Consider the following 22,024-nt stretch of genomic DNA (forward strand, 5'->3'; position numbering starts at 1 on the left):
GCCTTTTGTGTTAGAATGCATAAGCAAATCCCAGCGATTTGCTCTGGCGCGGGGTGGAGCAGCCCGGTAGCTCGTCAGGCTCATAACCTGAAGGCCGCAGGTTCAAATCCTGCCCCCGCAACCAAACCTTCCCAGATACACATACTCAAAAGCCCGCCCCGTGCGGGCTTTTTGCGTTCCAGAAGTTCGAGGAGTTAACATCTCAGCAGGGGCCGCAACAAGGCCAAGCGATAATGAATAGTTGACCTGCGCACATGCCCCTTCGAGTGTCTGAACCACGTCCTCGCCGCTGCAGATGAGGCGTGCATCATCCTCGGATCAACCCATTTATCGGTTCTTAAGCAAAAAATGACAGCTTGACTACAATCGGTGGTGGGGATGCGGTCGTGGTAAATGGTTTGATGTCGCGGGTTCGCATTCAGACGAAGGTGCTCGTACTTCTGGCGCCATTCGTCATTAGCCTATGCGCAGTGGGACTGACGGGGTACTACGCGTCCAGCCTTCTCGAGGGACGGATGGAGATCTCCAACCATGTTTTGCAGTCTCTGAACGGGTTCAAACATGTTTCTTCCAGCATGACCGGCTTTCTGATGAAGCCGTCGCAGGAAGCTCGTGATACCGCGCTTGCAGACGCCCGAGAGCAACTTGCAAATCTGAAGCAGACGATCGAGAGGCTAAGGCCAACGACCGATGTGGGGCTTCTTGACCGGGCGCTCGATCAATCGCAAATCATCCCGGAAAAGATCGAAGCGATCTGGCAAATCGAAACGGGACAGCAGAAAATTCTCAGTGATGTGGACGCTGCTGCCGCGGCACTTCTTGACCTGCAAGGCCAGGTCGGCAAGCGCTCGTTCATGCTGATGGCCAGTGCGAAAAAGATGGAAAATGCCAACAAGAGCGGCCTGAGTAATTCCGTCTCCATCAGCGCCGCCGCCAGTGTCGCGACAAAACTTCGCAATGACTATACGAACGCGACGACGCCGGCTGACAAAGTTAGCCTGCTAGCCAAATATGCGCCCGATTTGCAAAAGGCAAAGGAGCAGCCTTCGCCTGCAGTCGCGACCGACAAACAAGCCCTTGCCGCGCAGTATGCCGCTGCAGTGGATGCCATCGCCAACGCTTCGAAGGTGTCGCCTGAAACTTTGGATGTCCCAGCAACGGATACCGCCGTCGCCAATCTTGCTGCAACTGGCGACAGTCTCAAGACGATTGGCGACGATCTGATGCGGACCTCCGTGCTCGCGCTTGCCGCGTCGGACAAGGATATCTCGCAGGCGACGAATGTCGGCAACGCGCTGCGCGCCATCGTTAACAGCAATAATGAGATCCGCGTCGGCTTCGCCGAACTCGCCGGCAATCCAGACGACGCGCGAGTGAAGAAAGTCCAGCAGTCGATCTACATGTATCAGACCGAGCTCGGCCGTCTCGCCGGCGTGGTGAACGACGATCCGGTCTTTGCCGAAATTCCGAAGAAGGCTCAACCCGTCCTCGACCTGCTTGCGGCAAACGCGGCAGCGCTCTCCGAAGGTGCGGCGCGCAAGCTGGCTGAATTCGACAGCGCTGCGGGGCAGATCGACAACACCTGGAACCTGCTTGCTCAATTCGCCGAGACGCAAAGGCAAAATGCTGGGCAGGATCGTCAACAGGCCAATAGGATATCCGGCGGTGCCATTGTGTTTGGCATCCTGATCGCTATGACCGCGGGTGCCGCGCTGGTCGTCACCCTAAAGGGACCGATCACCCAGATTACCGCAGCGATGCGCAAGATCGCAGAGGGAAGGCTCGATACCGCAATCACCGGCGAGGCACGGGGCGACGAGATCGGGGAAATGGCTCGTGCGCTTTCCGTCTTCAAACAAAATGCGCTGTCGAATGTCGAAATGGAACAACAGGCCGAGATCGCGCGTAGCGATGCGGAATTTGAGCGCGCCCGCAACGAACTCGAGCGACGTAGCGCCAAGGTCCAGGTTGACGCCGCAATCGAGGCGCTTGCAGAAGGGCTCACGCGGCTGTCGCGCGGGGAGTTGAATTTTTCGATCGATACGCCCTTTGCCTCCGAACTCGACCGGATCCGCACCGATTTCAACATGTCGGTCGCGGGTCTCAGGGAGACGCTCTGCGATATCCGCGAGACGTCTTCCCTCATCAGCGACAATGGCCGACAGATGGCGGAAGCCGTTGATGACCTGGCCAGTCGAACGGAGAAGCAGGCGGCCGCACTTGAAGAAACCGCAGCGGCGGTGGAGGAGATTTCTTCCGCCGTCAACACCTCTTCAGGACGGGCAGCAGCAGCGCTTACGCTTGTCCAACGCGCCAAACAGGGCGCCGACGCCTCGGCTTCAGTGGTCCAAAACGCGGTTTCGGCCATGGGACGGATTGAGGACGCGTCGGGCAAGATCGTTCAGATTGTCAGCGCCATCGACTCCATCGCTTTCCAGACCAATCTCTTGGCCCTAAACGCGGGAGTCGAGGCGGCAAGAGCGGGTGAGGCCGGCAAGGGCTTTGCTGTCGTGGCGCAGGAGGTGCGGGAACTGGCGCAGCGATCGGCGCGCGCCGCCAAGGAAATCGGCGAGCTCATCAACAATTCCGTCCGAGAGGTTGCGTCCGGCTCCGAATTCGTCGGCCGCACCGGCGATGCGCTGATGGAGATTTCCAGCGAGATCGTCCACATCGTCGGCCATATCGAGCTCATCGCCTCGTCAAGCCGCGATCAGGCAACGACACTCCATTCGATCAACGCATCGGTCAACGATATTGATCGTATGACGCAGCAAAATGCGGCGATGGTGGAAGAGACGAATGCTGCCACCCGACAGCTATCGTCCGAGGCGCTTGCACTTACCGACATGATTGCACGCTTTCGGCTTGAAGGCCACGAGATCCCGGCTTCAAGAGGGTACGAGGCTGCGGCATGACGGCAGCATGTAGTCGCAGAACCTGTTAACTTGCTTTGAGATGCATGGTCTCCGATCAGCAGGCTGATGAGTGATACGTTTTCCTTGATCAGTTTTCAGGCGCACGATAGTTGCTAAGATAACAATATTCTAATATACGTGGAGCCGGCGTTTTAATATTTTCGCAGTGGCAAGCAACGTCCCTCCAATTGGCGGGCGTTTATTATCCTATTCAGCAGGGCGTTCGATTTCATGAAGTAGATTAAATATTTATAGGGGGAGGAATAATGCGAAAGTGGGCATCGTCTCTATTGACGACTCCGTATGGTAGGGGTCGTCTTCCGTTTACTATCTCGGGATTGCCAGCGCTCTTTGCAGTGGTGCTCTTTGCCGGTGTCGCTTCCGCGCAGGCGCCGACTGAAGAGCAGCGCAATGCGATCAGGGCGGAATGCCGCTCCGATTTCATAGCGCAATGTTCAGGGGTGACGCCGGGCGGTATCGAGGCGCTCACTTGTCTGCAGCAGCATAGCGCCACGCTTTCGGCCGGTTGCCGGAAGGCGGTGTCGGCGATAAGCAAACCCAAGTCGACATCCGCGGAGCCGGCCCCGGCGGCGCCCGCAACCACTGGGGCGACCAGCCCGGCGCCGGCGACGGGCGCACCGGCGCATCAGCCGACGCAGGCGCAGCGCAACGCCGTCAAATCGGCCTGCCAACGGGATTTCATGGCGCAATGCTCCGGCGTCACGCCGGGCGGCACCGAGGCACTCAGCTGCCTGCAGCAGCACAATGCCGCTCTATCGGCGCCGTGTCAGCAAGCCGTTGCGGCCTTGGGAGGATCAGCGGGGGAAGGATCAGCCGGATCAACCCCGGCCAGCGGCGGTGCCGCGGCGACGGTTGCGACCACTCCTGCTCCTCGGGCCATGATGCCGGCCTTCTCGCCGCGCGAGGAACTGATGATCCTGCGCGAAACCTGCGGATCGGATTTTCAGGCGCTGTGTCGCATGGTGCCTTTGGGCGGAGGGCGGGCTATGGCTTGCCTGCGGGACAATCTGCAACGCGTGTCGCCTGCCTGTCATAGGGTGCTGACCTCGGGACTATAGGGTCTGTTCGAACCTCCGCTGTGACGTGCCTCCAACGGCAACCTGCTTCCGCGCGAAACCGTAGGTGATCGCGCGAAAGGCCGTTGCGACAGCCTTACTGAACCTTCGATATCTCCGTTTCCGCCAGGCCTGCGGTCTTTGTGCGCCCTTTCCAATATTCTTCGAGGCGCTGTAGCACGACGTAGAAGGAGGGTACGAAGAGCACGGCGAGGCAGGTCGAGGCGATCATGCCGCTGAAAACCGATATGCCGATCGATTTGCGGGCGGATGCGCCGGCGCCCGTCGCCAGCACGAGCGGCAGGACGCCGAGGATAAAGGCGAAGGACGTCATCAGAATTGGCCGGAAACGCAAGCGGGCGGCCTCGACGGCCGCATCCAGTATTTCCATGCCTTCCGCCCGCCTTTCCCTAGCATATTCGACGATGAGGATGGCATTCTTCGATGCAAGCGCGATCAGCAAGATAAGGCCGATCTGCGTATAGAGGTTGTTGGCAACGCCGGCTGCCATAAGCGCTGCCACCGTGCCGAGGAGGGCGAGCGGCACGGCGAGAAGGACTGCCAGCGGCAAGATCCAGCTTTCATACTGGCCCGCGAGCACGAAATAGACGAGGAGCATGGCAAGCGCGAAGATGAAATAGATCTGCCCGCCCACGGCCTTCTCCTGATAGGACAGCGCCGTCCACTCGAAGCCTGTGCCCGGCGGCAGTGTCTGATCGGCAATCTGCTCCATGACGTCGAGCGACTGGCCGGAACTGAAGCCGGCGGCAGGCCCGCCAACGATCGTTGCGGACGGGTAGAGATTGTAGAGGCTGATCAGGGAGGGGCCTTGTGTCGTGGTGACATCGACGACCGTGCCGAGCGGCACCATCGTCCCGTCACCGGCCTTGACCTTCAGATTGCGGATGTCTTCAGCGCTGACCCGGAAGTCGGAAGCGGCTTGCGCATAGACCTGGAAGGTGCGGCCAAATTTGTTGAACTGGGTCACATAGCTCGATCCGACATAGCCGGAGAGAGCGGAGAAGACCTGGCCCACCGTAATTCCCAGGGTCTCCGCCTTGATCCGATCGACGGAAACGGCAAGTTGCGGCACGTTCGAGCGAAAAGGCGTGCTCAGCCTTTGCAGCGACGATTGGGCACTGCCGTTCTTGACGATCGTATCGGCAAGCGATTGCAGCAACGGATAGTCGGAAATGCCGTTCCTGATCTCGACCTGCATGGTAAAGCCGCTGGCATTACCGACGCCCTGGATCGGAGGCGGCACGACCACCAGCGTCTTGGCGGCGAGCACGCTTTGCAGCGCGCCGTTCAAATGCTGGTAGATCGACAGCAGATCCTGCCCCTTTTCCTTGCCGCGCTCGTCCCAATCCTTCAGCACGACATAGGCGACGCCGGCATTCTGCAGGCTGGCATTGTTGTCGAGAACGGAGATGCCGCTGATGGTCAGCACTTGATCGACGCCAGGCGTGGCTTCGGCGATCTTGCCGACCTCTTCCATCACCGCGTCTGTGCGCTCCTTCGATGCGCCGTCGGGCAGCTGCGCACTGATCAGCACATAGCCTTGATCCTCGATGGGCAGAAATGCAGTCGGCAGACGGGCGAGCCCCCAGACGGCGACACCGATCAGCGCAAGTGCTGCTATGACCATGATGCCGCTGTGGCGGGTCATCGATCCGATCAGCCCGGCATAGCTGCGTTCACCCTTGTCATAGACCCTGTTGAAGCCGCGATAGAAGATGTTGCGTTTCTCGGGCGGGATCGGCGGGCGCAGCCAAAGGGCGCATTGCGTCGGTTTCAGCGTAACGGCATTGATGGCGCTGATCAGCGCCGTGGCGGCGATGACGAGGGCGAACTGCCGATAGAGCTGCCCGGTCAAGCCGGGCAGGAAGGCGGCCGGAATGAAAACCGCCATCAGCACCAGCGTGATACCGATGACCGGGCCGAGCAGTTCCTCCATCGCCTTTTCGGCCGCCTTTCGGCCGGACATGCCCGCCTCGATGTGGCGGGCGACACCTTCAACGATGACGATGGCATCATCGACGACGATACCGATGGCGAGAACGATGGCAAACAGCGTCGACAGGTTGACGGTGAAGCCCAGTGCCGCCATGGCAGCGAAGGCGCCGATGATGGTGACCGGAACTGTGGTCGCCGGCACAAGCATCGCCCGCCAATCCTGCAGGAAAACGAGAATGACGATGAGAACGAGAACGCCGGCCTCGATCAAGGTGACGTAAACTTCGTCAATGGAAGCCTCGACGAATTTCGTCGTGTCGAACGGCACGTGATATTCGAGGCCCGGCGGGAAGCTCTTCGAGAGCTCCTGCATTTTCGTGTTCACCGCCTGCGCCACCGCGATGGCATTCGCCTCCGGCAGCTGAAAAATACCGATGCCGGCAGCCGGCCGGCCGTTCTGCATGAAGGACTGGCTGTAGGTCTGGGCGCCGAGTTCGACGCGGCCGATATCGCGAATGCGCGTAATGTGGCCGCCCTGTCCGCTTTCGACCTTGACGACGATGTTTTCGTAGTCGGCCGCCTCGTTCAGCCGGCCATTGACGTTCAGCGTGTATTGGAAGACCTGCCCCTTCGGCACCGGCGGAATGCCGATCTGGCCGGCGGCAACCTCCTGGCTTTGCTGCTGCACGACGCTGACCACATCCTGCGGCGTCAGGCCGCGCGCCTGCAGCAGGTTCGGATCCATCCAGATGCGCATGGCATACTGGCCGGCACCGAAGACGGTAACGTTGCCGACACCCGGCAGGCGGGCGAGTTCATTCTGCAGATTGATGACGGCGTAGTTCGACAGGAACAGGCTGTCATAGCGACTGTCGGGCGAGGTCAGGCTGACGAAGCCGAGGATCGCCGTCGATTTCTTTTGCGTCGTCACGCCCTGAAGCTGCACCGCTTCGGGAAGCGATGACATCGCTATTGCGACGCGGTTTTGCACCAGAACCTGGGCCTGGTCCGGATCCGTTCCTATGGCAAAGGTCACGGTCAGGGAGTAAGTGCCGTCGCTGGCGCTCGTCGACTGCATGTAGAGCATGTCCTGCACGCCGTTGACCTGCTGCTCGATCGGCAGCGCGACGGTATCGACGAGGGTCTGGGCGCTGGCGCCCGGAAAGCGTGTCGTCACCTGCACCGTCGGCGGGACGACATTCGGATATTGCGCCACAGGCAGCTGGAACAGGGCCACCGCGCCGATGAGCACGAAAACCAACGCCAGAACATTGGCGAGTATCGGTCGCTCGATGAAGAAACGCGAGATCATGCTGTTGTCCTTAGACGTTCAGATGAAGCATGGCGGCGGATTCATTGCGTGGTGGTCTTGGCCTTGGCATCGCCGGCGGCAGCTGCCGGCGGGCTCATTTCCATTTTCTCGGGCGTGACTTTGCTGCCGGGGATGGCCTGCTGGATACCTTGTGTCACGACCCAGTCGGCCGGATCGAGGCCGGAGTCGATGACACGGAGCGCACCTTCGCGCTGGCCGGTCTTGACCTGCTTCTGTTCGACGACGTCGTCCTTGCCGAGAACAAGCAGGTAGCTGCCCAGCTGGTTTGTCCCGATGGCGTCGTCGCGCACCAGCAGAGCCTTGTCGTTATGGCCGACCGGCACCCGAACCCGCACGAAGAGACCGGGCAGCATGGCATGGTCCTTGTTGTCGAACAGGGCGCGCACCTGAAGTGTGCCCGTGGAGGCATCGAGCTGCGGCGAGACGTAATCGAGATGTCCCTTGTGCGGGTAGCCTTCCTCGGTCTGCAGGCCGACTTCTGCCGGAATGCTTGGAAGGTCCGTCTGCTTGAAGGTGCGCCCCTGCCTTGCCAGCGTTTCCTTGATCATCAGCACCTGGGTTTCGCTGACGTTGAAATAGGCATAAAGCGGATCCGTCTGAACGATGCTGGCGAGTTTGGTGGGACCAGATACGCCGACAAGCGCGCCGATATCGACGAGGTGATCGGTGACGGTGCCGTCGAAGGGGGCAAGCACCTCCGTATATCCGAGGTTGATCGTCGCAAGATCGAGATTGGCCTGGGCATTAAGGATGGACGCATTCGCTTCGTCGAGCGTCGCCTTGGCGCTGTCGACCGCGGTCTGCGTGGTGACCTGTTGCTTCGATAGATTGAGCTGCCGGTCGTATTCCTGCTGCGCGCCGACCTGAGACGCCTGTTGCGAGGCGAGTGATGCCTTCGCCTGATCCAGTTGCGCCTGATAAGTGTTGCGCTCAATTCCGAAGAGCTTGGTGCCCTTCATCACCGTCATCCCGTCCTGGTAGTCGATCGATTGGACGTAGCCTTGGACGCGCGCCTCGATATCAACGGAGTTGAGCGGCGCCGTGTTGCCGGTGAGTTCGAAATAGAGCGTCACCGGTTGCTGGATCGGCTGGGCGACACGAACCGGAGGTGGAGGAGGGGCAACGTAAGTATTGCCGCTTTCCTCACAGCCACTGAGAATTGCCATGCCGGCGAGCACCACAGACAGGTGCAGACCCTGATACAATCTCACACGCATTGCCTCCGCCCCGATGTTTACGAGCTATTTCAAAGGCATACAACGTCCTTTGCGCGTCTGAAAAGACGCGCGGCGCTGTAGTCTTCATGCGTGCCTCGGCGGAGACGACCCCTCTCCGAAAAGTTCCGGGCATGCGATATTATGTCGCGGCATTGCTAAAAATTGCAATAGCTGCTGGTGCACAATTAAACTGTGAACTCATCCTCCTGATACCATGACGCTACGGTTTCCCGAGCCGTTCGATGGCAAACTGTAATGGTGCATCCGAAACACGGATCAGCCCGACATATGGGTTGGCCATATCCGAAACCAGGAAGATAGCGCCGGCGACCGACAGGGCGCAGACGAGCAGAATTGACAGCACCGTCGGATTGGCCGGCGCCTGCAGCCCGAAGGTCGCAAAGAGCAGCGAGAGCCAACAGACGAGAACGGTCAGAAAAGCCCAGGGCAAGCCCTCTTTGCCGGATTCGACCAACAGCCAGTGGGTCTCGGCCAACATGCCGCTCACTTCCAGCGCACGCGCCTGGAGAGAGTGCTGCACGGCATCCCTCGGCGCCAGGGATCGAAGGTCGGCCTGAACCGCCTCGATATCCTGATATTCCCCCGGCGCCTTGCCGGATGTCTCGTCGGTGGTCTCGGCAGTCCAGCCACGGCTCAGCCGTTTCTCGATGAGTTCACGCAGCAATTGACGCGCCTTGTCGGTTTCCGGCCCGTATTGCGCCATGACCCGGTCAAGCAGGAGTACCCGTGCCGCCGCCGTTCTCATTTCCACTTCGGCATTGTCATAGGACGACTTGGCGGATGCGATCAAAAGGCCGAGCGCCAGAGCCGACAGTGTTCCCACCACTGCGGTCGCCAGCCTGATGACGTCCTTGGATTCTGCATTGAGATGGTGATCCGGCAAGCGGCCGCGCACCACCAATCCTATCGATGTTGCCATCGACAGAAAAACAAATACAAGCCCGCCAACCAACAGTGAGCCCAAAGTCCGGTCTCCGTATCGCCACGTAAGTCCTGCAGCCACCTTGCAAGCTGTGCTGCTAGCATAGCGGAAGACGGACCAAGCGCGGAACTCTTTACTTTCCTGATCTTGTGCGGCCGCAATAGGGCGGGTTTCATTGCTGGAAAATGAGCAGCACGTAAGCCAGGAAAAGCACCAGATGGACAGCGCCTTGCATGAGATGCGTGCGGCCGCTGGCAAAGGTGATGATGCTGACGGCAAGAGTGAGCAGGAGCATCACCAGATCTCCATGTTCCAGGCCGAGGGTTACCGGGTGCCCGTAAAGACGGCTGATGACAAGCATTGCCGGCACGGTCAGCCCGATCGTCGACAATACCGAACCGAGAAAGATGTTGACGGCGCGCTGAAGATTGTTGGCGATGGATGCACGCACGGCGCTGATTGCCTCGGGCGTCGCGACAAGGATGGCCATGACAACACCGCCAAACGCGGTCGGGGCATGCAGGGTTTCGATAATGTAATCGATCGGCCGCGCAAGCTGTTCGACCAGAAAGACGACGGGACCCATATAGGCGAAAAGCAGAATGGCATGAGGCCAGACCGGCCCGCGGGGAGGAGCATGTTCACCATGATGCTCGTGGCGATTGCTGTCGTCGGCGAAATAATCCTGATGGCGGCCGGCCTGAAGAAACAGAAAGGTGGCGTAAAGGCCGACCGAGATTATGCCCAGGATCAGTTGCCTCGGTGCCGATGGATGCTGTCCGTCCGGGCCTGCAAGAAATGTCGGCATCACCAGGCTCAGGGTCGCCAGCGGCACGATGACGCCGAGATAGGCGTTGGCGCCCTGCAGGTTATGCTGTTGTTCCGGCCGCCGCCACGCACCCAGCAGCAAGGACAGGCCGACCATGCCGTTCAGGATGATCATGACGACCGCAAAGAGCGTGTCGCGCGCAAGCGTAGGGTTGTTCTCGCCGTGAATCATGACGGCGGATATGGCCATCACTTCGATCGAGGTGATGGCGAGCGTCAGAATGAGCGTGCCGTAAGGCTCCTTCAGCCGCTCCGCCAGGCGATCCGCATGCCGCACGACCGACAGAGCGGAGCCGAGGACGACGGCAAACAGCCAGACGAAAACGACAGTGAACCAAAGCGGATCGGCAAGCTGCCCGAAGAGCTGCTCCTGGAAGGCAAAAAACGTCAGGCTGGTCACGACGCTGACGCCCAGGAACCATTCCTCACGCACCAGGCTGGTTGCGCCGACGGCGCGCAATGCCGGACCCTCCGTCATCGAAACCATCCGCCTTCTGGCAAATGCCGCCGCAATGCGATCATCAACACCATGGTGTCCGCCCGCTGTTCTCCTGCCCGTCCCGTGAGCAGGCGCAGACGAGGCTGCCTCAAGGCGAACCGAAGCTCAAGCCAGATCGTGTGTCACTGAATAAAACTTGCAGGTCTCTGTCGTGTCATCACCCACGGATCTCGACAAAGGAGCAGTCGCGGGCAACCGATCACGCCACGTCACCCGTTACTCGCGGCCGGTCGCCGGGATTGCCGCGCCGGTGACGACGGCAGCGGCCGGCGAAATCAGGAAGGCGATGAGGCGGGCAATCGATTGCGGCGACACCCAGCCGTCTGTCTTCGCATCGGGCATGGCCGCGCGATTCTCAGGCGTGTCGATCGTCCCGGGCAGGATGCAGTTGGCGGTGATGCGGTCGTCGCGGCATTCGGCAGCGATCGCCTCGGTCAGCCGGATGACGGCGGCTTTCGAGGCGGCGTAAGCGGCCTGCTTGGCGCCAGCCTTCAGGCCGGGCGCGGCGGCGATATGAACGATGCGGCCGTAGCCGGCCGCCTTCATGGTCGGGAGAACCGCGGCGCTGATCGTCAGGGCAGTGCGGGCGTTTGCGGTCATCATCGTCTCCCACTGCGCGGGCGCCTCCGGCCCGACCGGCCCCATCTGGAAACCACCGACGGTGTTGACCAACGCGCTGACGCCGCCAAAGCGCTTGACGGCCCGAGCGACAGCGGCGGCACAGGAAGCATAATCGGTCAGGTCCGTTCCCGCGATCGACAGAAACTCGGTGGAGGCAGGAAGATCGCCGGCCGAGGCTTCCAGCTCATGGCTCGAACGGTTCATGCAGACGAGTTTGGCGCCGGCGCTGGCAAGCTCGCGGACAACGGCGCTGCCGAGGTTGCCGCCGGCTCCGGTGACGATCACGGCTTTCTGGTCTTTCATGGCAATCTATCTCCTGACGGTGCCCGCGCTGGACGGTGCCGCGCATTGTTGATCCAGGCTGTGCGGCAGCGCAAGCCCCTGCCCAAGACAAGGTCAGATGTTTGCGAAACGGCCCGTGGCGCTATCCGCGGGCCGTTCGTCTTTGATCGTCTGTCGGACCTGATTTCAGTGATATTTCGCCCGTTCGCGGTCGAGGATGACAGGCGCGTCGAGGCCTGAGATCGGATGGGTGACATCGGCCGGGATGTCGCCGGTGAGCTGCAGGTCGAGATAGCGAGCGCAGCAGACCCGCAGGAAGGACGTGAAGTTGCCGAGATCGTGGCCGGCATCGATCGATTCATGATGCAGCCGGGTGATCAGCTGGACGACATTCATACCGTCGCGCCGGGCTATTTCCTCCAGCTTCGCCCAGAAGAAGTTCTCCAGCCTGACGCTGGTGACCATGCCGTCGATGCGCAGCGACCGGGTGGCGCTTTCCCAGAGCCGAGCATCCGCCTTGATGAAGAGTTCACACATATCGTCCTCCCCGGTGCCGCCCTCCTCAGGCGGCGTTGGTTTCGAGCAGTGCTGCGGCATCGAGCACGGCCATGAACTGGCGCAGCCACGACGGATGCGCCGGCCAGGCGGGCGCCGTGACCAGATTGCCGTCCGAGACTGCATCGCTGATTGATATGTCGGCATAAATGCCGCCGGCAAGCTCGACTTCCGGCCGGCAGGCGGGATAGGCGGAGCAGGTGCGGCCCTTCAAAACGCCGGCGGCGGCAAGCAATTGCGCGCCGTGGCAGATGGCGGCAACGGGTTTTCCGGCGTCGAAGAAGTGCCGGACGAATTTGATGACGTCGGCGTTGAGGCGAAGATATTCGGGCGCACGGCCGCCGGGGATGACGAGGGCGTCGTAATCTTCGGCGCGCACGCTGTCGAAAGTGGCGTTCAGCGCGAAATTATGGCCGCGTTTTTCGGAATAAGTCTGGTCGCCTTCGAAATCGTGGATGGCGGTGGCGACGGTGTCGCCGGCCTTCTTGCCGGGGCAGACGGCATCGACCGTGTAGCCGCAGGCGAGCAGCGTCTGGAACGGCACCATCGTTTCGTAATCTTCGGTGAAATCACCCGTGATCATCAGGATCTTTGAGGCTGGCATCGTTTCCTCCCTTTGAAACCAACAGGCGGAGATTAGCAAAGAGCTGCTGCGAGCAGGTACTATGGGAATACTACAGGCGAAATTCCCACCCGACGGGCGAGAGCATCAGATCGCCCTGACCTTCACATCAGGCACTGCGCAGGCCTCGCCGCCGCCGAAGAGGCGGGAACGAGTCAGGAAGCGTTTCTCGCGGCCATTGTCCAGCGAGAACATGCCGCCGCGGCCCGGCACGACGTCGATGATCAGCTGCGTATGCTTCCAGGCCTCGAACTGGCTGGCGCTGATATAGACCGGTACGCCGCCGATCTCGCCGAGCTTGACGTCGCTGTCGCCGATCATGAATTCATTAGCCGGATAACACATCGGCGAGGAGCCGTCGCAGCAGCCGCCGGACTGGTGGAAGAGGATATCGGGATGATCCCGCTTGATTTCTGCGATCAAATTGAGGGCGGCGTCGGTTGCGAGAACACGCAGTTCGCCGTTGAGGGTGGTTTCCATTGTTCTTCCTCCAAAGTTTGGAGAGGAGAATTCCCCTCCCCAACCCTCCCCACAAGGGGGAGGGGCCAAGCTGTGGCGCCGGCTCGCAAACAACAAGCCGGCTGCATATGCTGTGCTCAAGAGTGAATACGGCGAGGGCCGCACGTTAAGCCCCTCCCCTTGTGGGGAGGGTTGGGGAGGGGTTTGAGACCCGCCCGCCATGCTGAGTATCTCAGAAGAAGCCGAGCGCTTTCGGGCTGTAGCTCACCAGCATGTTCTTGGTCTGCTGGTAGTGATCGAGCATCATCTTGTGGGTTTCCCGGCCGATGCCCGACTGCTTGTAGCCGCCAAAGGCGGCATGGGCCGGGTAGGCGTGGTAGCAGTTGGTCCAGACGCGGCCGGCCTGGATCTCGCGGCCGAAACGGTAGCAGCGATTGGCGTCTCGACTCCAGACACCGGCACCGAGGCCGTAGAGCGTGTCGTTGGCGATTTCGAGCGCCTCCTTCTCGTTCTTGAAGGTCGTGACCGAAACCACCGGTCCGAAGATCTCCTCCTGGAACACACGCATCTTGTTGTGACCCTTGAAGATCGTCGGCTTGACGTAGTAGCCGTTTGCCAGTTCGCCGCCGAGATCGTTGCGCGCGCCGCCGGTCAGCACTTCCGCGCCTTCCTGCTTGCCGATATCGAGATAAGCGAGGATCTTTTCCAACTGCTCGCTAGAGGCCTGAGCGCCGATCATCGTTGCGGTGTCGAGCGGGTTGCCCTGCTTGATCGCCTCGACGCGTTTGACGGCCTTTTCCATGAAGCGGTCATAGATCGATTCCTGGATGAGGGCGCGGCTCGGGCAGGTGCAGACCTCGCCCTGGTTGAGGGCAAACATCGCAAAGCCTTCGAGCGCCTTGTCGAGGAAATCGTCATCCTCGGCCATCACATCGGCGAAGAAGATGTTCGGCGATTTGCCGCCGAGCTCCAGCGTCACCGGAATGAGGTTCTGGCTGGCATATTGCATGATCAGCCGGCCAGTCGTCGTCTCGCCGGTGAAGGCGATCTTGGCGACGCGCGGGCTGGTCGCCAGCGGCTTGCCGGCCTCGAGGCCGAAGCCGTTGACGATGTTGAGCACGCCTGCCGGCAGGAGATCGCCGACGAGTTCGGCCCAGAGCAGGATCGAGGCCGGTGTCTGCTCGGCGGGCTTCAGCACGACGCAGTTGCCGGCGGCAAGTGCGGGCGCCAGCTTCCAGGTGGCCATCAGGATCGGGAAGTTCCATGGGATGATCTGGCCGACGACGCCGAGCGGCTCATGAAAGTGATAGGCGACGGTATCGTGGTCGATTTCGCCGATCGAACCTTCCTGGGCGCGGATGCAGGAGGCGAAGTAGCGGAAATGGTCGATCGCCAGCGGAATGTCGGCGGCCATGGTTTCGCGGATCGGCTTGCCATTGTCCCAGGTCTCGGCCTGGGCGAGCAGTTCCAGCTTGTCTTCCATGCGCTGGGCGATCTTCATCAGGATATTGGAGCGCTCCGCAACCGAGGTGCGACCCCATTTTTCCTTTGCCGCATGAGCGGCGTCGAGTGCGAGGTTGACGTCCTTTTCATTGGAGCGGGGAATGTCGCAGAGCTTGCCGCCGGTGACGGGCGTGAGGTTTTCGAAATACTTGCCCTCGACCGGCTCGCGCCATTCGCCGCCGATATAGTTGCCGTATTTCAGCTTGAACGGCGACTCGACGATTTTCTGATGAAGCATGTCATCCTCCCTTGATGATCCAGGTTCCCAAGCGAACCAGTGGGAGGAACATGTGCATGTTTTGGCGGAGGGAACAGGGCGGGTCTTCCATACCGCAGTGCACAGTGTCGCAGACCTGCGACAGCATCGCTTCACGATTGCGGGCGGCGAACCTTGATCAGTGGAGGTCGAGCTTCTTCATCTTCCTGTGCAGCGTGGCGCGGCTGATGCCGAGCGCGATCGCCGCCTGCGAGACATTGCCGCCGGCGCGCGACAGCGCCCGCAGCAGGGCCGCCTTCTCCGCCTCGACCATTTCGTCCTGCTGGGAGACGCCAGCCTCGTGCAGGGCATCGGCGGCAGGAATGCCGGCGGCGATGCGCTTGTCGTCGAGCTGCAGCGCGATGCGGGCGGCGCGCGTCGCACCGAGCACCAGATCGTGCCTGTCGACGGCAAGCAGGGCGGCGGCGGAATTGGCGCCGGCCGGGACCATCAGGAAACGGGCGCCTGCAAAGGCCGAGCGAAAAAGGTTGAGCTCGATGCGCATCGCCGCATCGCGCACGGTCTGCGTCAGGATCGCCAGCGTCATTTCGTTGACGTCTTCGCGGCATGTGGAGATGTCGAGGGCTGCTGCCACCCGGCCATGATGATCGCGGATCGGCGCCGTCGTGCAGCTGAGGCTGGTATTCGAGCTGAAAAAATGCTGGTCGCGGAAGATGGCGACCGCACGCTCGTCAGCAAGTGCGGTGCCGATGCCGTTGGTGCCGATGCTGGCCTCGGTCCAGACCGAGCCGGTCCAGAGGCCGAGTTCGCGGAATTCCTTGTCGTCGCCGGCAGCGCCCCGGCGCTCCAGGGCGATGCCGTTCTTATCGGTCAGAAGCAGGCAGCAGCCGGCCCTGCCAACGGTGGTAAAGAGACGATCGAGCTCTTCCGTCGCGCTGGCAATCAGCTGTTCGGACTGCTCGCGCGCACGGCGGAATTCCTGGTCGGTGAGGAGTAGCGGGGCGCGTTCGTCCTCCGGGGCGAGCTGGTGCATGGTCATGCACCGCCGCCAAGAGGCGACAACAGGAGAACTGGCTGCCGCAGAATCGCGCTGGGCAGACGTGTAGACGTGCTCGGCGTGCGCTGAGTGTTCGTGCATCGGCTCCTCCCACCGAACTTCAGCACATTCTGATAGAAAAATGGCTGGTTTGCAATCGGTCGGCGCTGGCAGTCGTCAGCGTGCGGCGCTTCCTGACGAAAGTGGCGGAAATCACATTTCGGTGTTTGGGCGGCCATGGCGTAACAAAAGACCCTCCCTTTCGTAGTTCTTTGCAGAAGCAAGGTTTGCCAGACGAGGAGATCCGACCATGCTGAACAGACGATTGTTGCTGATGGGCGCTGCTTTTGGAGCGCTTGTGGTTCACCTGGGCCTGGCCGGTAAGGCGATTGCCGGCGAGAGGTTTGCGGTGACCCACACCGAGGAGGAATGGCGCAAGCTGCTGACGCCGGATCAATATGTCATCCTGCGCCAGGCGGGGACGGAACATCCCTTCACCAGTGCCTTGCTGCATGAAGAGCGAAAGGGCAACTTCGCCTGCGCCGGCTGCGACCAGGACCTCTTTTCCTCGGCCACCAAATTCGACAGCGGCACCGGCTGGCCGAGCTTTTGGGCGCCGCTCGAAAAAGCCGTCAGCACCACGAGCGACATGACTTTCGGCATGGTGCGCAACGCTGTGCACTGCAGCCGTTGCGGTGGGCATCTTGGCCATGTCTTCGATGACGGCCCGAAGCCAACCGGGCTTCGCTACTGCATGAATGGGCTCGCTATGACTTTCCGTCCGGCCTCGGCCTGATCTAGGGATGACCTTACTCGTTGCTGATAACTGTCTGCGCCTAGAACAGGATGATTTTAGACCGGGTCGGCCTAAAATCTGAATCCTGTTCTAAATTAAGAGTTGGAGCATGATGTCGTCCGAAAACCGATCACACTTTTCGGCATCATGCTCTGCGCTGCAACCAGGCTTCGATGCCGCGGGCTGCCGCCCGGCCGGTCGCCAGGCAGGCGGTGAGGAGATAGCCGCCGGTCGGCGCTTCCCAGTCGAGCATCTCACCGGCGACGAAGGTGCCCGGCAGTGCCTTCAACATGTAGCTATCGTCGATGCTGCTCCAGCGGATGCCGCCGGCCGAGGAGATCGCTTCGCCGATCGGCCGGGTTTCGATCACCGACACCGGCAGGGCCTTGATCATGCCGGCGAGACGCTCGGGATCGGTGCGGTCGCGCTCGGGAGCGAGTTCGCGCAGCAGCGCCGCCTTGACGCCGTCCAGGCCGGCGCCCTTGCGCAGGCGGTTTGAAAAGCTTGATTTGGCGTCCTGCCGTGCAAGGTCGCGGCTCAGCCTCTCGATGGTGCGGCCGGGTGCGAGGTCGAGCGTCAGGACGGCGCTGCCATGGTTCAGCAGCCGGTGACGCAACGCGGCCGTATGGGTATAGACGAGGCTGCCCTCGATGCCGCTGCCGGTGATGACGAATTCGCCGGGAAACGTGCCGGCCTCGGAGGTGGCGGTGACCGATTTTACCGGCTCGCCGGCGAAACGTTCGCTGAAGTTCCCGCTCCATCCGACGACGAAGCCGCAATTGGCGGGTTGAAAAGTGTCAATTTCCACACCCCTGCCGGCCAGCCAAGGCACCCAGGCAGCGTCGGAGCCGAGGCGCGGCCAGCTTGCGCCGCCGAGCGCCAGCAGGGCTGCGTCACAATGGACGATGCTGCGCCCTTCGGGCGTTTCAAAAACATAGCCGTCTTCTGCAAAGCCGGTCCAGCGGTGGCGGGTGCGCAGCGTAGCGCCCTGCGTCTCCAGCCGCCTGAGCCAGGCGCGCAGCAAAGGCGAGGCCTTCATCACCTTCGGGAAAACCCGGCCGGACGAACCGATGAAGGTTTCCGTCCCGAGCTCGCTTGCCCAATTCCTGATATCGTCAGGGGTAAACGCATCAAGAGCGGGGCGCAGACGGGCGGAGGCTGCGGCGAAGCGGGTGGTGAAACGGGCGAATTCCTCGGAGTGGGTGATGTTGAGACCCGACTTGCCGGCCAGCAAGAACTTGCGGGCAAAGGTCGGCATGGCGTCGTAGACCATTACCGCGTGACCGGAACGGGACAGCAGTTCGGCAGCCGCGAGACCCGCCGGGCCGCCGCCGATGATTGCAATCCGCTTCTGGTTCATTGATCTCTTCGCCCGATTCTCTCTGCATGCAGTTTTGGCGCGGGCGCGGACCGCCTGCAAGGGCAGCGGTCAGTGGTGTGGATGTGTGCACTGGCCGTGGTCGGCGAGCACCTCGATGACTCGGCATTGGTCGACGCGGCCGTGGCCGCAGCCTTCCACCATGATTTCCAGCTCGGCCTTCAGCGCCATCAGGCTGCGGATGCGCTGCTCAACCTCGATGAGGCGGGCCTTGGCGATGGCGTCGGCCGAGGCGCAGGACTGGTGCGGATCGTCCTGCAGGGTGAGCAGCGTGCGGATCGCGTCGATCTCGAAGCCGAGTTCGCGGGCATGGCGGATGAAGGCGAGGCGGCTGATATCGGCGGGTTCGAAGGAGCGCTGGTTGCCCTCGCTGCGGCTCGGCGCCATGAGCAGGCCAATGCTCTCATAATAACGGACCGTCGGCACTTTGACGCCGCTTTGGCGAGCAGCTTCACCAATGGTGATCTTTTTCATGATTTTCCTCTTGCATCTCTAGTCGCTAGAGGATGTAGGAGAGATGCTTCTGTTTGACAAGGAAGCGGACCATGGCTGAGAGCGAGACACGATACCGGGTTGGCGGCATGGATTGCGCCGCCTGCGCAAGCAAGATCGATACGGCGGTCAGACGCGTGGCGGGTGTCGCCGATGTTTCCGTCTCGGTGATGGCGGGCACGATGACCGTCCGGCACGATGGCAGCAGCGATCTCACGGTGATCGAGAAGAAGGTGACGGGGCTCGGCTATTCCGTCGCGCCGCTTGCCGGAAGCGCTGCGCCTGCGCATATCCAGGGCTCGCAGCATCGTCACCACCATGGACATGATCACCGCGATCACGCGGGCCATGACCACGATCATGCGGTGCATGATCATGCAGGCCATAGCCATGACCATACAAGTCATGACCACGACCATCCTCACGATCATGGCGAGAAGAAAATCGAGGGGCTGCACGGGCACGACCACGCGCCGATGGCCGGTCCCTGGTGGCAGAGCAGGAAGGGCCGGCTGACCATCCTTTCGGGTGCAGCACTCGTTGCCGCCTACACCGTCGGCCATCTCGTGCCGGCCATCGCGTCCTACGCCTTCATCGTCGCCATGTTGATCGGGCTGGTGCCGATCGCGCGACGCGCCGTGATGGCGGCTTTCTCGGGAACACCGTTTTCGATCGAGATGCTGATGACGATCGCTGCCGTCGGTGCCGTCATCATCAATGCCGGCGAAGAGGCGGCAACCGTCGTCGTCCTGTTCCTCGTCGGCGAGCTGCTGGAAGGGGTGGCGGCGGGCAAGGCGCGCGAAAGCATCCAGTCGCTGACGGGTCTGGTGCCGAAGAATGCGCTGCTCGAAGACAATGGGCAGACGCGGGAAGTGCCGGCAGAAAGCCTTGCCGTTGGCGCGACTATCATGGTTCGCCCTGGCGACCGTATCTCTGCGGACGGCATCATCATCTCAGGCGAGAGCGCGATCGACGAGGCGCCGGTGACGGGCGAGAGCACGCCGGTGCGCAAGGGCGTCGATGCCGTCGTATTTGCCGGCACGGTGAATGTCGATGCGGTGCTGAGGGTTCGCGTCACGGCGGCCGCCGCCGACAATACCATCGCCCGCGTCGTCAAGCTGGTGGAGGAGGCACAGGAATCGAAGGCGCCGACCGAACGCTTCATCGATCGGTTTTCGCGCTATTACACGCCCGGCGTGGTCGTGGTCGCAGCGCTGGTCGCGGTCGTTCCGCCGCTGCTGTTCGCTGGGCCGTGGGACGAATGGGTCTATAAGGGCCTTGCCATCCTTTTGATCGGCTGCCCCTGCGCGCTTGTCATTTCGACGCCGGCGGCGATCGCCGCTTCGCTTTCGGCAGGTGCGCGGCGCGGGCTGTTGATGAAGGGCGGCGCGGTGCTGGAAACGCTCGGCAAGGTGACGATAGTCGCCTTTGACAAGACAGGCACGCTGACGGAAGGCCGGCCTCAGGTGACTGACATCATTTCCTTTGGCCTGAGCGAGGCGCAGGTGCTGTCGCGCGCAGCGGTGCTGGAGCAGGGTTCCAGCCATCCGCTGGCGCTGGCGATACTTAACCGCGCCAAGGCGGACGGCGTTCCCGTGCCGCCGGCCTTCGAGTTGGAAGCGCTGCCGGGCAAGGGTGTCAGCGGCAAAGTCGGCGGCGAGACGCTGGGCCTGCTGTCGCCGCCTGCCGCCCGCGAGCGCGGGACGCTCAGCGCGAAACAGGATGCACCCATCGCGGCGCTGAACGACGAGGGCAAGAGCGTGTCGGTGCTGCTCGTCAACGGTGTTGCGGCCGGCCTGATCGCCATGCGCGACGAGCCGCGCGAGGATGCCGAGGCCGGGCTCGCTGCCCTCAAATCGGCAGGCGTCAAGGCGATGATGTTGACGGGCGACAACAAGCGGACGGCAGCAGCCGTTGCCGGCATGCTCGGCATCGACTGGCGCGGCGAGATGATGCCTGAGGACAAGCAGCGTGTTGTCGGCGAATTGAAGCGCCAGGGCTTTGTCGTCGCCAAGGTCGGCGACGGCATCAACGATGCTCCGGCGCTGGCCGCCGCCGATATCGGCATTGCCATGGGCGGCGGCACCGATGTGGCGCTGGAGACGGCGGATGCCGCCGTGCTGCACGGACGTGTCGGCGACGTGGCGCGGATGATCGAACTTTCCAAACGCACGATGCGCAATATCCTGCAGAACATCACCATCGCACTCGGACTGAAGGCGGTGTTCCTGGTGACGACGATCGCCGGCATCACCGGGCTCTGGCCGGCGATCCTCGCCGATACCGGCGCCACCGTGCTGGTGACGATCAACGCGCTGCGGCTGCTTCGAATAAAGATATAAACTTTCCTGACTTCATCCCTCCCGCGCTCGTCACCGGCGGGATGTCCCATCGACGATTCAGGCCCGATCTCGAATCGAAAATGGCGGGACCGGCCATAGATAGGCTCTCCTCGTCGAGACTTTCTCCACAGCCTGCTTTCTTTAAGCTTTCGTTAGCCATGTTTTTCACAGGAACGTAGCGATTTCAAACCTGTCGTAACGCAATGCACAAACCATCCGTTGACGCGAATTTGGATTGGCGTACTATATCTAGTGTTCGAGGTTCCGTCGATTCGTGAGGATCGGCGGCTAAGACGGGAATTCGGTGCGCTTCGCCATCATGGCGCGGCAATGCCGGAGCTGCCCCCGCAACTGTGAGCGGCGAGCAACTGTCCGATTTCAGGTCACTGGAGCATGATGCTCCGGGAAGGCTGGGCAGGAGCGTTGACCCGTGAGCCAGGAGACCTGCCTCGAACGAAACGTCCACGGGCGGGGTGTCCGGAAGGTCGCGTTGCATGGCTGCGGGGAATGTCCGCATCGCGTTTCGCAGGCCCGAACCTCCGCATAAGCCACTTCGGGGTGAAGTCATGTCAGTATCTCAGTTCAGGCCGCCACCCGCTAGAGGTAGAGGGCTGAGTACGCCCAGCGGCTAAACAGCCGCATAGCTCAAATCACCAGAGATTTTTCGACGGATATCGACAGATTTCCGATCAATGTCCTGCGTCCCAATCGCGTCGTCACGAGGAATATTATGACCATCACCGTCTACAGCAAGCCTGCCTGCGTCCAGTGCACTGCCACCTACCGCGCCCTCGACCGGTTGGGTGTCGACTATGACATCGTCGATATTTCGCAGGATGCCGAAGCGCTCGATCGCGTCCGCAGCCTCGGCTACATGCAGGCGCCTGTCGTCATCGCCGGCGAGCAGCATTGGGCCGGCTTCCGTCCCGACATGATCAGCGCACTTTCCTGAGG

General features: G+C 61.6%; 17 protein-coding genes, 1 tRNA gene and 1 riboswitch. Of the genes, 6 read left to right on the forward strand and 12 right to left on the reverse strand.

Going from position 1 to position 22,024, the window contains the following annotated elements; genetic code table 11:
• Positions 1 to 47 precede the first annotated feature (47 nt).
• The 3 genes from GR198_RS34625 to GR198_RS34635 all read left to right on the forward strand — a co-directional run bounded on the left by GR198_RS34625 (position 48) and on the right by GR198_RS34635 (position 3,994).
• Positions 48 to 124, forward strand: a tRNA-Met gene (locus tag GR198_RS34625).
• Positions 125 to 386: 262 nt separating this feature from the next.
• Positions 387 to 2,915, forward strand: a complete 2,529-nt coding sequence (locus GR198_RS34630; protein ID WP_164070439.1) for a methyl-accepting chemotaxis protein — start codon at positions 387 to 389, stop codon at positions 2,913 to 2,915.
• A 266-nt stretch (positions 2,916 to 3,181) separates the two neighbouring features.
• Entirely contained in the window at positions 3,182 to 3,994 is an 813-nt protein-coding gene (locus GR198_RS34635) for a hypothetical protein (protein WP_164055644.1), read from the forward strand.
• Positions 3,995 to 4,088: 94 nt separating this feature from the next.
• Here GR198_RS34635 and GR198_RS34640 read toward each other — a convergent pair whose 3' ends face one another.
• From GR198_RS34640 to GR198_RS34685, 10 genes are all read right to left on the reverse strand, one after another.
• Entirely contained in the window at positions 4,089 to 7,259 is a 3,171-nt protein-coding gene (locus tag GR198_RS34640) for an efflux RND transporter permease subunit (protein WP_164055643.1), read from the reverse strand.
• Between the two features lie 41 nt (positions 7,260 to 7,300).
• Positions 7,301 to 8,497: an efflux RND transporter periplasmic adaptor subunit gene (locus tag GR198_RS34645; RefSeq protein ID WP_164070440.1), complete on the reverse strand. Its 1,197-nt coding sequence runs from the start codon at positions 8,495 to 8,497 to the stop codon at positions 7,301 to 7,303.
• Positions 8,498 to 8,717: 220 nt separating this feature from the next.
• Positions 8,718 to 9,482, reverse strand: coding sequence for a DUF4239 domain-containing protein (locus GR198_RS34650; protein ID WP_062945025.1), 765 nt, complete (start codon positions 9,480 to 9,482; stop codon positions 8,718 to 8,720).
• Between the two features lie 130 nt (positions 9,483 to 9,612).
• Entirely contained in the window at positions 9,613 to 10,746 is a 1,134-nt protein-coding gene (locus tag GR198_RS34655; RefSeq protein WP_164070441.1) for a calcium:proton antiporter, read from the reverse strand.
• A 237-nt stretch (positions 10,747 to 10,983) separates the two neighbouring features.
• Entirely contained in the window at positions 10,984 to 11,691 is a 708-nt protein-coding gene (locus GR198_RS34660) for an SDR family NAD(P)-dependent oxidoreductase (protein ID WP_164070442.1), read from the reverse strand.
• A 165-nt stretch (positions 11,692 to 11,856) separates the two neighbouring features.
• On the reverse strand, positions 11,857 to 12,207 hold the full coding sequence (locus GR198_RS34665; protein ID WP_017995279.1) for a ribbon-helix-helix domain-containing protein: 351 nt from the start codon (positions 12,205 to 12,207) through the stop codon (positions 11,857 to 11,859).
• Between the two features lie 25 nt (positions 12,208 to 12,232).
• Positions 12,233 to 12,829, reverse strand: a complete 597-nt coding sequence (locus GR198_RS34670) for a DJ-1/PfpI family protein (RefSeq protein WP_017962243.1) — start codon at positions 12,827 to 12,829, stop codon at positions 12,233 to 12,235.
• 105 nt (positions 12,830 to 12,934) lie between these two features.
• Complete coding sequence (locus GR198_RS34675) at positions 12,935 to 13,327, reverse strand: DUF779 domain-containing protein (protein WP_164070443.1); 393 nt, start codon at positions 13,325 to 13,327, stop codon at positions 12,935 to 12,937.
• 211 nt (positions 13,328 to 13,538) lie between these two features.
• The gene (gene adh, locus GR198_RS34680) at positions 13,539 to 15,047 is read right to left on the reverse strand and encodes an aldehyde dehydrogenase (RefSeq protein WP_029875669.1); all 1,509 of its coding nucleotides are present in this window, start codon (positions 15,045 to 15,047) and stop codon (positions 13,539 to 13,541) included.
• A gap of 157 nt (positions 15,048 to 15,204) precedes the next feature.
• Entirely contained in the window at positions 15,205 to 16,164 is a 960-nt protein-coding gene (locus GR198_RS34685; RefSeq protein ID WP_029875668.1) for a helix-turn-helix domain-containing protein, read from the reverse strand.
• Positions 16,165 to 16,372: 208 nt separating this feature from the next.
• On the opposite strand from GR198_RS34685, the gene msrB reads away from it, so the two are divergent.
• Complete coding sequence (gene msrB / locus GR198_RS34690; RefSeq protein WP_029875667.1) at positions 16,373 to 16,858, forward strand: peptide-methionine (R)-S-oxide reductase MsrB; 486 nt, start codon at positions 16,373 to 16,375, stop codon at positions 16,856 to 16,858.
• Between the two features lie 145 nt (positions 16,859 to 17,003).
• Here the strand turns inward: msrB and GR198_RS34695 are convergent, their stop codons facing one another.
• Positions 17,004 to 18,218 carry a TIGR03862 family flavoprotein gene (locus tag GR198_RS34695; protein WP_029875666.1) on the reverse strand — a complete coding sequence of 405 codons (1,215 nt, stop codon included), beginning with the start codon at positions 18,216 to 18,218 and terminating at the stop codon, positions 17,004 to 17,006.
• Between the two features lie 69 nt (positions 18,219 to 18,287).
• Positions 18,288 to 18,710, reverse strand: coding sequence for a MerR family transcriptional regulator (locus GR198_RS34700; protein ID WP_029875665.1), 423 nt, complete (start codon positions 18,708 to 18,710; stop codon positions 18,288 to 18,290).
• Between the two features lie 71 nt (positions 18,711 to 18,781).
• On the opposite strand from GR198_RS34700, the gene GR198_RS34705 reads away from it, so the two are divergent.
• Complete coding sequence (locus GR198_RS34705) at positions 18,782 to 21,070, forward strand: heavy metal translocating P-type ATPase (protein ID WP_029875664.1); 2,289 nt, start codon at positions 18,782 to 18,784, stop codon at positions 21,068 to 21,070.
• Positions 21,071 to 21,312: 242 nt separating this feature from the next.
• Positions 21,313 to 21,536: riboswitch (cobalamin riboswitch) on the forward strand.
• 264 nt (positions 21,537 to 21,800) lie between these two features.
• Positions 21,801 to 22,022, forward strand: a complete 222-nt coding sequence (gene nrdH / locus GR198_RS34710; protein ID WP_018243700.1) for a glutaredoxin-like protein NrdH — start codon at positions 21,801 to 21,803, stop codon at positions 22,020 to 22,022.
• Positions 22,023 to 22,024 lie beyond the last annotated feature (2 nt).

The organism is Rhizobium leguminosarum (genome assembly GCF_010668065.1).
In the GTDB taxonomy this organism is placed as follows: Bacteria; Pseudomonadota; Alphaproteobacteria; order Rhizobiales; family Rhizobiaceae; genus Rhizobium; species Rhizobium leguminosarum_S.